Raw genomic sequence first — 13,218 nt, 5'->3', positions numbered from 1 at the left:
GCTATTTGCAAATCGCCGGCATGACTTCGCTTCCTGATCTCGACCACTTAAACACTGAACAACTGCGCGCTCTGGCGCGCAGTTGATGCTGCGTGCCTAGAATCTCGATCAGAAAGTCGAGACGATGGGTAAGCAAATCCACCATCACAAAGAAGCACTGGTCTTCAGGGCAAAACCAGAGAGTAGAAGTAGCCTGTACGTATAAGTGACGCTCCATGACATTGATAAGGAAGAACAGCTTTTCCGAAGCCGCCTCCCAAACCTAGGTCATGGGGAAGTTCTGTCAAAAATGTGCCTGTTACAGAGCGTGTAACAATCAAGGTTCGAGGCGACGCTGCTGGTAAATCAAGTCGACGATTTCACCATCCGGGGCGTAACCACTGACAGTGTCACGCAGAAGTTGGCGAACCCGCGAATAATCATCCCGCTCAACGGCAGACAGCAACTCCATCAAGTTGCGCTTGAGCACTTCCCAAGGCAAATGATCCTCCTTGGCGCTCATGATCATCGGGTGCTGGGTAGCGGACACGTTGTCGCCGATCAGCAACTCTTCGTAAAGCTTTTCCCCGGGACGCAGCCCAGTGAACTCGATGGCAATATCGCCTTGCGGATTTTTCTCCGTGCGAATGCTCAAGCCAGACAGGTGAATCATCTTCTCCGCCAGCTCGATGATCTTGACCGGCTCGCCCATGTCCAGCACAAACACATCACCACCCTGCCCCATTGAGCCGGCCTGTATTACCAGCTGTGCCGCCTCGGGAATGGTCATGAAGTAACGGGTAATCTTCGGATGGGTAACCGTCAAGGGCCCGCCCGATTTGATTTGGCTGTGAAAGCGCGGAATAACCGAGCCAGACGAGCCCAACACATTACCGAACCGCACCATGGTGAAACGGGTCTTGTTGACCCGGGACACATTGGACTTGTCCCCGAACAACACCGGCGCCAACTCACGACTGAGGGCCTGCAAGGTCAACTCGGCCAGCCGTTTGGTGCTACCCATGACATTGGTCGGGCGTACGGCCTTATCGGTCGAGATCAGCACAAAGTTTGCAACACCAGCCTCCAATGCAGCCTGAGCGGTATTGAGCGTCCCGATCACATTGTTGAGCACACCTTCGGCAATATTGTGCTCAACCATCGGCACGTGCTTATAGGCCGCCGCGTGATAAACCGTGTCCACGCTCCAGGTCTTCATTACATCCAGAAGTTTATGGGGATGGCGAATCGACCCCAGTATCGGTAACAACCGGACAGGCAACGACTCACGAGCAATACGATGCTCGAGCTCAGACAAAATGCTGTAAAGATTGAATTCGCTATGATCGAACAACAACAGCGTGGTCGGTCCCAGGGAGAAAATCTGCCGACAAAGCTCGGAACCGATCGAGCCGCCCGCCCCCGTCACCAAAACCGTCTTGCCCGTCACACATCGAGCCAACAAATCAGGCTGAGCCGGCACCGAATCCCGCCCCAACAGGTCAGCAATGTCGACTTCCTGAATGTTGTCCACCTTGACCCGACCACTGGCCAGATCAGTGAAATTCGGAACACTGCGCACATGGAGCGGGAAACCCTCCAGAAAATTGAGAATCTCCCTGCGCCGCGCACGGGTCGAAGACGGCAACGCCAGAAGAATTTCCTGAGCCCCGGTCATGTCGATCATCTGCTGAATATGCTTGGGCTTATAGACCCGCAACCCGGCAATCGAACGATCCGCGATAGAGGAATCGTCATCGATGAACGCCACAGGGCGCATCACGCGGCCCATGCGCAACGCTGCAACCAACTGGTTGCCTGCCACGCCTGCGCCGTAAATGGCGACCTTGGTCAAACCATCGTCTCGATTGACAAACGGTACATGCTGCGCAGCGGTGAACCAATCACCCATGAAGTATTGACGCATGCACAGACGCAGGCCGCCAACGATTACCAGGCTTAGCCACCAGTAATTGAAGATGATGGAGCGCGGCACCACGGCCTGGTGATTGCTGTACCAATACACCACCACGGCGAGGATCAGCGAGGACAGACTGACCGCCTTGACGATGGCAATCAGCGCATCATTGCCGAAGTAGCGCATGACAGCACGGTACATGCCAAAGCGTACGAAAAGGGGAATGGCAATAATCGAGGCACTGACGAACAGCCAGAAATGCGACTTTAGCGGATTGTACATGTCGTCGATGCCGAGGCGGACGATAAAGGCCAGCCACAAGGCGACCCACACCAAAACCACATCGGTGGCGACCTGTATCAGTCTTTTTTGCCTGCGAGGCAAACCAAGCAACACTCTGCGTATTTTATCCATTCAAGCTTTCGAGCCCGTAGCCCCCTCCTTTTACGCGGTCGTCGGTCGGCATTGTAACCTCAATGAGGACGAGATCGCCCAATACTTGCACAGGGGAGACCCCAGAGAGGAGCATTTTACTCAAAGCGCCGCTATAATTCGCCCCTCTGACCGGTCTGTCGGACAGAGAATGTGAGGATGCGAAACCCGGTCGAAAACCAGGACACGTTGCTGCTGTGAAGCTGCTCGTCGGCAACCATCAGCCAATCTCCCTGACCCCTTTCGATCAGGCGATTTACGTGGGGCACTTACGACCAGACGCTGCGACCTGGCTCAATATGCGTTTCTGGAATGTAGGAAATTTTCTTGGGAGTTAACCTCTGACCGTGGGATGATAGAAAAAGTGAAAATCATCCGGCAGGAACTTTATTTCTGAGCATTCGCACACCTGAATCGCTCGACACAAGCACTGTTTTCTGAACGAGTAGCTCAAGTTTGTCATGGTAGCGAGCGCACCGAGTGCGCGCCCGCCATACGAAATCGCTTCAGACTTTACACCGCCTACTTGCAGCGGGGGCATTCTACGTGGAGTACATCCCGCGATCGTAAAAAACTGGAAACTAGACGGGATGGAAAAAGTGACACTCGCCCCTCCTACAAGATTACAATCATTGACTGTTTTGACAACCCGGTGTTTCGAATGCTAAACAACTCAATTACCGCCGCTATGGCAGATATAGCGACGGCTGTAAAGCGCTATTCTCTGGTAGGCATGCTCGGATGGCAGGATGTACGTCAACGGTATAGGCGCTCTGCTGTCGGACCGTTTTGGCTAACCATCAGCATGGGCGTTATGATTGGTACTATTGGCCTCGTATTTGGCCAAATATTTAATTCCCCCATGAAAGAATTCCTGCCATTTCTCGCAGCAGGTATGATTCTCTGGAGTTTTATTTCTACCTGCGTGTTAGAGGGCTGCACCAGCCTCATCGCCGCAGAAAGCATTATCAAACAACTCCCCATCCCATTATTCGTGCATATTTTACGCACAATATGGCGCAATACTTTGATCCTCGCGCACAACATCGTCATTTTCCCGCTTGTGCTGCTGGCTGTTCAGAAACCATTGGGTCTTGGAGCGCTGTTGAGTATCCCGGGCTTTGCACTGCTTGTTCTCAATCTGGCATGGATCAGCTTGATATTGAGCCTTTTATGCGCTCGATATCGCGACCTCCCGCAGATCATTGCGAGCGTCTTGCAAATTGCCTTTTACTTGACGCCAATCATGTGGCTTCCAAGCCTGCTACCAGGACGAGCCGGCACCTATTTACTGGATTTGAACCCCATCTATCACCTCATACAAATCGTCAGGGCTCCCTTGCTCGGACAGGATGTGAGTACTGTTAGCTGGTGCGTGGCCGGGGGCATGGCTCTGTTTGGCTGGTGCATAGCGATCATCATCTATGGCCTCTATAAACGTCGCATTGCTTATTGGCTCTAAGAAGAAAACTATTATGGCTTTTATTGAATTTCATAACGCATGCGTTGATTTCCCTATCTATAACGCAAGTGCTCGCTCTCTGAAAAAGCGACTGATTCAAGTCGCTACAGGTGGCAAACTCAGTGCCAACGAGCAAGGCCGAGTGATCGTCAGAGCACTGGAAGACCTTACTTTTTCCCTCAATGACGGAGACCGGGTTGGATTGCTCGGTCATAACGGCGCTGGCAAAAGCACATTACTCAGACTGCTGAGCGGCGTATACGCCCCCTCCGCTGGCACCGCCAGTATCAGCGGCGAAGTCGCTTCCCTCATTGATATTTCATTAGGGATAGACCCGGAGGCATCCGGCAGGGAAAACATCTTCATGCGCGGCATCCTGCTTGGGATGACAAAAAGTGATATTGCAGAAAAACTCGACGAAATTATTGAGTTTTCAGAACTGGGTGACTTCATTGACATGCCGGTACGCACGTACTCTTCCGGCATGCACTTGCGCTTGGCCTTTGCGGTATCGACGACCATCAGACCTGAAATATTGATCATGGACGAATGGCTGTCGGTAGGGGACGAAGGCTTCAAGCACAAAGCAGAAGCTCGGATGAACGAACTGGTCCAAGCCACCAGCATTTTGGTGATAGCCAGCCACTCCCGTGACCTGGTGCTGCATACATGCAATCGGGTCATTTGGCTGGAGCACGGCAAAATAAAAATGGACTCGGACCCCGAAACAGTTACCCGAGCTTATTTTGGCCACTAATATTTTCCTACGCGTCTGCAACCCTCATTAAGCTAATAAACCGGTGAACTCATAAAGAACCCACTTTATCAAGTCAAGATAAACGTAGGTTCTGTATGAAAGTAGCCGCGTAGCCATTGCAGCGTAGAAGCCAAAGCAACAAAGCCTCTTGCCAGTTGCATCTCATGATGCGACCCGACGCAAAAGTCGAAAAGGTTTATCTGCATCCAAAACCAGCCCCCCCCCCCCCAAAGCTATGGGCCAAGGCTAGCCAAAACAAATAAATATGCCTATCTTCCCGCGCTTATAGATCAAACAATAAATATTCAAGGCCTGACATGTCAGCAATATTGGAATCCGGAAACAATAGACTATTCCCTCTTGAAGCCTATAGGGGAATAGCTGCATTTATTGTGCTTGTTCACCATTTTTTTTTAGGGTTTTCCCCATACACAACTGGATTATTAGGGGATGCACGAAACAACGACAGCTTAATAGGGCAGCCATTTTTTGCTCTTTTTAACGGTACAGCGGCTGTTGGTTTTTTCTTCACCCTTTCCGGCTTTGTGTTGTGCTGGTCCTATTTTAATCATGAAAACCCACAAAAACTTCTTCTGGCATTTCTTAAAAGATTTCCGAGACTGGCCGCCATCGTAACGATTACCACTGTCGCAAGTTACTGCTTATACAAGCTTGATTTTTATTACTTCCAGGATGCCTCGAAACTTAGCTTGAGCCCATGGCTTGCAACATTTGCTCAAGGATGGACGCCAGGGTTTGAGCCGAGCTTTTGGGAAGCGCTAACGCAAGGAATGACAACTTTTTTCACAGGAGAAAACAATTACAATACAAACCTCTGGACTATGAAAGCCGAGTTTTTCGGCAGCATGATTGTCTTTATGCTTGCATGCTTTATTTCCGTAATACTCGAATACCGCTACCTTATTTACGCCTTTATAATTATTTCAATATCAGCACTATTTTATAACAATTTCATATTCCCCTTTGTTGCCGGTACATTTCTTTCTGTTTATCTGGTCAAAAACAAAAATGAAATCCCCTTCCATACTTCCATAGCGCTAATTATTTTCGGGCTATACATGCTCGGATATATAATCCCGGAAAAATCATACGCATGGGCTTCAGCCATCCCAGATATTATGAAAGTGCACACCCAAACCCTGCTCCACACACTTGGTTCCGCCTGCATAATATTCGCAACCATGAGCAATCAAAAGGTGTTTAAAAGCCTGAATGGAAAACTTTTAAGAGGCATTGGAAAAATCAGTTTTCCACTCTATCTTGTCCATACCCTTGTGATCTGCTCGATATCAAGCTACGTATATCTTAAACTTGCAAATCACGGAGTCAGCAATACACCACGTTTAATTATCGTATTTATTTTCACCGCTACCACTTCAATTGCACTAGCAGTACCACTCTCTCGTTTTGATGACTGGTGGGTTAAACAGGTTAATGCAATCACACGAAAACTCTTGAAAGAGAAACAATTAGTCCATTGAACTCTACCCTATAAGACGCGCTTACCGCTCACCGACAAATCAGGTACAGGCGCGTAAATGGTCTTTCACGGATGACAGGAAATACAGAAACAAGAACGCCGATTTGATTGATGATGTTCGCGGGTGCAAACATATCTAACAAATCGGCGTTCTTATACGTAATATTCTGGAAGGGCTTTTCTTTCGTCACAACCCAGCCGGATGGTGACCCTCTACAGATCGATTTGGCGCCTCATGCCCCCGCCTTTGAAGCCCTCCCAAAGATCGTAACCGCCCCATAAGCTCACCTTCCAAGAGGCGGGCTTATGGAGTGTTTACATCGTTAAATCAATGTGATGATTCCGGATTATCCAATAACCAAGCAGCAAAGCGCTCCAATCCATGATCGAAACTCACGACAGGAACCCATCCTAAAGACTGCTTGGCGCGCTCGATATCCAGGACACTGACAGGCACGTCAAATCCGCGAGCCGACAAGTACTGACGACTTGCATCTCGCCCCGCGACCCTCTCGATCGCGTCAAGAACCTCATTGAGACTATGTCCGCGCCCTGAACCGATATTGAACACATGTTCTTCACCGGATCGCACTGACGATGCCAACAACGCTTGCACTACATCAGAGACATGTATGTAGTCGCGTACAACCGTGCCATCGCCCCAAATCTCGACCGTCTCGCCACGCAGGACTTTGCCAAGGAATACGGCAACCGCGCCTTGGCTAGCATAGGTGCGCTGCCCCTCACCAAAGGGGTTCGCAAGACGTAGAACAGTATAGTCAAGGCCGTATAAGCGATGGAAAAGCGCCAGATACTTCTCGATCGCCAACTTGGCAATTCCATAGGAACAGGCCGGGTCGGTAGCATGGGTTTCTGGAATAGGTACTTGCGTAGGGTCGCCATACACCGTGCCACCGGAGGAGATAAAAATAATCTTCCTCAGACCGGACTTTACCGCAAGGTTAAGCAAGCGGATGGTCGCAACGACATTGCTCTCCACATCGAAGATGGGATCAGCATTTGAAGACTTGGGGAGCGTAGTCGACACAAGGTGATAGCAAACATCGCAACCTTCCAATGCCCGGGCGACTTCGGCCTCACTGGTGAAGTCGCCTTCGCAAAGCTCGAAATTAGGATGATTGAAGTGAGATTCACCCAACGGCACCACATTGGGACGATCGAAACAGCGCACAAAATGCCCCTGATCGAGCAACGCGTCTATCAAGTGGGTGCCTATGAAACCGCGCCCCCCCAGAACCAGGGACCGCTTAACGGGATTAGGGGAAGTGTTCTCGGAATTATTCAACGTCGCCCTCCAGCGCTTGATATGGTTGGAACTGCCGCCTTGTGCAGCAGTAGACAAGGCGGGCGTGACCTGCCCCATCCTTGGCAACCATTGCAACGACCTACACTTTAATATGTAACGGAACACACTGTGACGGCTAATGATACGTCAAGAGAGGCGGCTTACCAAATTGCCGGAGACGCCCGTCTCGCTCTCACTGCAGGCCTGGCAATCAGCCGGACCTGCCCTGTGAGCCCTCCCCTTAACGCTAGCTGTCCTGCTTACAGCAAGTCCGGCTGCAGGTCTTGGACAGTCATGCCAGAGCCTTCGGCCTTCGCCGACTCTGCCCTGTGCTGCTGAATGTCACGCTCGAACAATCGAAGATATTGAGAGGCAACGGCGTCAATTCGGTATCGACTGGAAACGTCTTTCACCAGGCCGACGGCTTCCTGGTATTTCCGCTCATCTGTCGCGAACGCTGCAATTACGCGGCCCGCGCTCTCGATTGGGACGACCCAATCTTCCAACTCGATAATCTCCCCGGCAACGCCGCTCTCTATCGTCAACATGTTCTTGATGTCGCCTACGTCTGTGGCAATGTATGGCTTGCCGGCGAACAGACAATCGACAATGGTCAGGGGGAAACTCTCGGACCTGAAGGTCGATAACATGATGCCCATGTCCGCGGCAGCATAATGGCCTACGGAGTTATCACTAAAGCCAGCCAGGTAAACGAAGTCCGGCGCACCCGCTTGACAGTACTCATCGTACACCAGGCCATTACCGACCAATATAATACGGATGTCCCGACCGGAAAGTGATCGCGCAAGTTCTACCGCCTGGATAGCTTCGCCCCAGCCTTTATCGGGAATTGCCCGACTGACACAACACAATACAAAAGCATCCTCCGGTATACCCATCTGCACGCGCGAGATTGGAACAATTTCCGGCGGCTGCAACCCGTTAGGAACCTTGACGAAACGGGGAGAAGACTTGTCGTACAGCGAGATGTCCGAGAAAGGAACAAGATTTTTCTCAGCGGTATAGACCCATGTACTGACACCTTTGTCAGCAATGCGCAACTGTTCATCAGTCACTCCATTGCCATGTTCAATCATCCCGTGCAGAGCAGCCACGTGGGCGCCGAGCTCGGAAAAAACATCCGGGACATCGACCGGGTACTTCTGAACGTACCACTGGTGGCTATTAAGTGCTTCAATTCCGAAATCATGAATGATCTCTTTCACTGATTCGATATTCGACGTCTCGATCACCGGCACGTCGTTTCTCAGCATCTTGCGAACACCGTCTTCGCGTTTTGGTATTCCGGCGCTAAACAAGGAAACGGAAATACCCTGGCGTTTAAATTCGTTTGCCAGTCGAATCGGAAGAATTTCGGCACCGCCCGGATAGAAGCCGATGGTGGAAACCATCACGTTCGGCAGTCGGTCAGCCCTTGCACGAACAATCGAATCATGGTCATACCAGCGTAGAAACTCTTCTGCGGAGCCCCCGACATAGTGGTCATACAGCTTCTTGCTGGATTCCTCGCAAGCCTCAAGCACCGACATCGGAACATTGTAGAGGGACTGAACCGTTCTGTTGGCCACCCCGAGCTCGCGATAAAAGACCTCTTTGCGATAAGTGGTGTTGGCAGTACTTGCATAATGTCGACGGAAGAAGTTTGTACCCTCAGTGGAGTAAGCAATTTTTCCGCCGCGCAGGATGTGCAAATAGAAGACCCAGTCACCGGCAACTTTCATTGACAACCACGACTGATCATCCAGCAGAGGCATATCAACGGGACGCTTGAAAAGTACGCCACTGGCATTAGGTATTGTATTTTTAATACCCAACGCCGAGCGCACTTCGTTATGCGCCGTACTTACATAGGAACCCGCCCATTTATTCGCACACTCCAGATCACTTACATAGTTAAGGAACTGGTCCGGCATAACAACTTCGTCGGTGGTTACGAACTCACATTTCGAGTACGCAAGCATGACCGCTTCATCATCAAAACAACTGACAAGCGCCTCCAGGAAACGCTCATCACAGTAGTCATCGCTTTCAGCGACCCACACCAGGTCACCTGTGGCCGCCTTGATCCCCTTAGCCCACTGATGAAAAACGCCACCCGAATTCGTCTCATTGAATAACAAGCGCGTTACATCAGGGTACTTTTCCGCATAACCAGTTAACACCGAACGGCTATCATCAGTCGAACAGTCATCCATCAGGATAACTTCTATATTTTTGTAAGTCTGCCCATAAATACTATCCAGCCGACGAGCAAGGTAGCTTTCATGATTATAGTTTGGAACAACTACCGAAACTTTTGGCATAATGATACTGGAATCAATATCCAGCAAAGCGCGTGTTGTTTCGTTCAACCGACCAAAACCGGTGATACTGTCTGGCTCAAGGAAAAGTCCTTCCTGCCAATTGTTCCAGGCATTCACGAACAGTAGACGGCGATCCTCGGGGATAGCTTTTCTCGCGCCTCTGATCGCCGCGTCAAGCCAACGTCCATAGTCACGAATGTGAAAGCGCGAATACACCAGAGGAGAATATTGCTTAAGCGCAGTTTCATCACGCCCCAATGAAATAGCGTGGAAAACCGGAGTAGTACGAAGATGTGTTTTCTGCGCTCGCACGATCCCTTGCGAAGCAACAAGGTTATACGGAACGGTATCTATTCCATTCTTGTTTTGCGGTGTAAATACGCCAGTTTCGCCCGGCACAGGATCTGCAGAAAGATCAAGCGCGGCGTCACACAAACCATCCAGGTCCTGCGCCAACTCTTCCGAACCCGCGAAGCCAAACTGAGCAATCAAGTACACGCCGTCACACAGTTCATTCAAACGCTCACGTAGCTTGCGAATTGAATCAACGATGTCTTCGTCATACTCATTGAGCTTAACCACGATGACGGGTCGCTCATCAACCTGCACACATCGCTTATCAGCTAGAACTGCAACAACAGGCGCAATCAAGTTATTCGCCAGGCCTTCCTGATGCAAATCTATTTGAACGCAGAAATTAAAGTCGATTTCTGTATGGGCAAGAAAAATGTCCAGAGGCTGTGGCGACGCTTGCACAACCGAATCTGCGCTCAGTTTGAAGCAAAAGCCAAAAAAGCCATGGCTCTTGGCACTGAGTGCCTGCTGGGTGAGCACACGCCCATCCAACGAATCATACAATCCAAGCATCTTGTCAGGGCGTGGTCGCTGCGAATTGCCTTTGGCAGCGAATCTGGCACTACGCAACGCCTCCCAGTCAGGCGATACATAGAACGCGAGCAACTTGATGTCGCTGTTAACTTCACCAAAACGGATGTCGTTTTCGTGATTAATGAGTGCGTCCGGTACCGCTATTCTATGCTCCGCCGCGCCAGTGACAATGTAATGCCAAAGCGGGTTAAGACCAATGTGTTGAATGTCTTTGTAAAGTGCGAGGTAGGCGCGCGTATCAAAATCCATGGACGGATTTCTACCTTCGCGCCAGCCCTGTTCACAGTAGTGCCTGAGTGGATCTACCGAGACCTGCTCTACATCGCTGTACATCGCAAGGTAGTACTTCTCGTCGAACAAACCTGACTTTTTGACAGCTTCGATCTGTGCCTCGAGCACAGCCTTGAGTACCGGTATCGGTGTATATTCACCATACGGGTTGAAAATCGCATTACGCCCGACGGGACGACGCTTGACCGCCGTCATTTCGCAACTGCGAACTGGCAATCTGATTGGACGACCTTCGAGCTGTCCGCATTGAATGTAGTGAAGCAGCGGATGAACCTGAGCCTCGGCAACATCAGGGTTGGCCAGCAGATAATCCGAAGGACTGAAAGCGGCGCAAGGATTGCGATTTTCTATCCAGCCCTTGAGCATGTAGTGCTTGAGTGGATCAGTGCCTTTTGCCTGCACATCTGCATTATTGGCCAGGTAATATTCCGGATCAAACAACCCGCTTTCTTGAATCTCACGAAGAGTGTTTTCGTTATAAAGCTCTCGACGACGCCTTAACGAGTCGACAACTTTACTCCATGTCAGCGTTCTGACGTTATGGACAGACTCTCGCACAAACCCTGAAACCATGCGCACAGACGACATTAAACGCCAGGAATGCGAAGAGAGTAATGCCTGGAGTTCCTGCTGCGTCTTGAGCAGATCAGCCTTCAGACTGACATTCTCTTTTTCGTGATCAACCAAAACGGCTTTGAGATCGACTAACTGCCTGTTGAGCACACCCACAGATTGCTCAAGACTGGCGATATGCCGGTCACGCTTAACCAAAGAACCCATGAGCTCTTTTAACTGCGATTCACGTTCGAACAGAGTCGGATTCAATGACGCAATTCGCTGATTCAAATCCTCGATCTGTTGAGTCAAGTCCTGGATTTGAAGGGCGCGCGCACCTATTTGTTGACGACTTTCCCGAATCAGCCTGGCCGCGTCAAACGCGAGATCCAACTGCTCTACCGTAAACGCTTCTGTACGTTCTGGTACCTGCCTGTCATATCCGAAGACATCAAAATCTTCGACATACAACTCTTTAATCAAATTCGCACTTCGTTCCGTTATAAAAGCAGGAAGGAAGGGAATGACATTTTCACTTGGTGAAGGCTCTGCGAAAGGATCGGTGGCCTGCTCACCGAAGTGCTCCGATAATGCTTTATGGAGTTCAGAGGAACTTTCAATTTTGACCAACAAGGAATAATTGATCAGATCCGGACGCAATAGCGTGGCTTGAGGCGCCCAAAAATCTTTTTCAGGTGAAGATGCGCTATTACTAGCGAGATACTCCAGAAACGCCTCAAAAGCCGAAGCAATATCCGCTGTGCTTTTTACCGGCTGCTGTAACAACTCAAACTTTGGATACGATGCGACCTGCTGCGGATCTTGCAACAGTATTTTCGACTGCCATGCAGAGAAGATGCGCTTATAAGGGTTTCGTACGGCGGCAAATCGAAAATATGTATCAGAAAGAAGAGGTTCCAAAAGGTCGTCTATTTCCAGCCCGCTGACATGGGGCGCAACCTTGTGAAACTCGTGAACAACTTGATCAGAATTGCTTCCCGCAGCCTCACCGACGCCACGCAAGGCCTGCGAACAACCTTCCAGTGACGCAAACCACCACTTCAGGGAAGTACTCGCAACCTTGGGGGTACTAACGTATAAAACCTTGTACTTTTCGGAACGGAAACTGTTCCACTTGAGATAGTCAAAGACTTTTTGTTTGTCCACTGATGACAAATCACTAATATTTAGCATATGCGTCAAAAAATCCTATGGGCATGCTGACTCTCAGCAACGCACTTCCAATCGAGTAAATTATCTGCACTAATCCGAACACCCTGTAAGACGGCTACAACCATAGCCCTACATAAAAGGGTAACACTTGCAAATGACCACTCCCTGGTTCCAGCGACGACTATACGTCGACGACGTTAGCCCCCTTGGGCCGAGCGAACCACAAGCGCGGTCACTGACCCGGAGCAAACAAGCGCGAAACCAACCAAAACTGATTTATAACATTTTTTGGTCTTAACATTCAAAATAGCTCAGAAATACTGGGTTTCTCACCTATGGCCTGGCCGCAGCGCCCAAAAAAAAGGTTCAAGCCCCTACCGCCAAGGGCGAAAAACACCTCAAACCCAGGCACGCACACGGTGGACCGAATCGTTGACGGGACACAGGACCGTGCACCGCTCGAAACCATCCTGACCCAGGCTTGCGCCCCTCCCGAAACAGCCTGATTTGCTTATTTAAAGGGCTGCCCCCATCCATCTGGACAAAAAACCAGAATATTGAGGAGCAAAAAACCAATAAAGAGCCAACAAACTGTATACAAAACCAACGACATCGACCAACCAGCCAGAGCT

General features: G+C 50.2%; 6 protein-coding genes. 3 read left to right on the top strand and 3 right to left on the bottom strand.

Features of this window, described 5'->3' with window-relative positions; genetic code table 11:
- Positions 1-316: 316 nt before the first annotated feature.
- Positions 317-2,311, bottom strand: coding sequence for a nucleoside-diphosphate sugar epimerase/dehydratase (locus CKW16_RS20550; protein WP_095130191.1), 1,995 nt, complete (start codon positions 2,309-2,311; stop codon positions 317-319).
- 679 nt (positions 2,312-2,990) lie between these two features.
- Between CKW16_RS20550 and CKW16_RS20545 the strand changes: the two genes are divergently transcribed.
- The 3 genes from CKW16_RS20545 (at position 2,991) to CKW16_RS20535 (ending at position 6,050) form a co-directional block, all read left to right on the top strand.
- A complete protein-coding gene (locus CKW16_RS20545) occupies positions 2,991-3,791 on the top strand; it encodes an ABC transporter permease (RefSeq protein WP_170206206.1) in 801 nt (266 codons plus the stop codon).
- A 13-nt stretch (positions 3,792-3,804) separates the two neighbouring features.
- Positions 3,805-4,548, top strand: a complete 744-nt coding sequence (locus CKW16_RS20540; RefSeq protein ID WP_095130189.1) for an ABC transporter ATP-binding protein — start codon at positions 3,805-3,807, stop codon at positions 4,546-4,548.
- A gap of 317 nt (positions 4,549-4,865) precedes the next feature.
- Positions 4,866-6,050, top strand: a complete 1,185-nt coding sequence (locus CKW16_RS20535) for an acyltransferase (RefSeq protein ID WP_095130187.1) — start codon at positions 4,866-4,868, stop codon at positions 6,048-6,050.
- Between the two features lie 327 nt (positions 6,051-6,377).
- On the opposite strand, the gene CKW16_RS20530 is transcribed toward CKW16_RS20535, so the two are convergent.
- Positions 6,378-7,433, bottom strand: a complete 1,056-nt coding sequence (locus CKW16_RS20530) for an NAD-dependent epimerase/dehydratase family protein (protein ID WP_256580528.1) — start codon at positions 7,431-7,433, stop codon at positions 6,378-6,380.
- A gap of 182 nt (positions 7,434-7,615) precedes the next feature.
- The gene (locus CKW16_RS20525) at positions 7,616-12,580 is read right to left on the bottom strand and encodes a glycosyltransferase (protein ID WP_176471579.1); all 4,965 of its coding nucleotides are present in this window, start codon (positions 12,578-12,580) and stop codon (positions 7,616-7,618) included.
- Positions 12,581-13,218: the final 638 nt, after the last annotated feature.

The organism is Pseudomonas sp. Irchel s3h14, assembly GCF_900187425.1.
GTDB lineage: Bacteria > Pseudomonadota > Gammaproteobacteria > Pseudomonadales > Pseudomonadaceae > Aquipseudomonas.
This window is presented reverse-complemented; position numbering and strand designations above follow the sequence as displayed.

What these genes read in the sequence shown, in the direction of transcription:
- CKW16_RS20550 (WP_095130191.1), bottom strand. Translation starts at nt 2,311, where the DNA reads ATGGATAAAATACGCAGAGTGTTGCTTGGTTTGCCTCGCAGGCAAAAA.
- CKW16_RS20535 (WP_095130187.1), top strand. Translation starts at nt 4,866, where the DNA reads ATGTCAGCAATATTGGAATCCGGAAACAATAGACTATTCCCTCTTGAA.
- CKW16_RS20545 (WP_170206206.1), top strand. Translation starts at nt 2,991, where the DNA reads ATGCTAAACAACTCAATTACCGCCGCTATGGCAGATATAGCGACGGCT.
- CKW16_RS20540 (WP_095130189.1), top strand. Translation starts at nt 3,805, where the DNA reads ATGGCTTTTATTGAATTTCATAACGCATGCGTTGATTTCCCTATCTAT.
- CKW16_RS20530 (WP_256580528.1), bottom strand. Translation starts at nt 7,433, where the DNA reads ATGGGGCAGGTCACGCCCGCCTTGTCTACTGCTGCACAAGGCGGCAGT.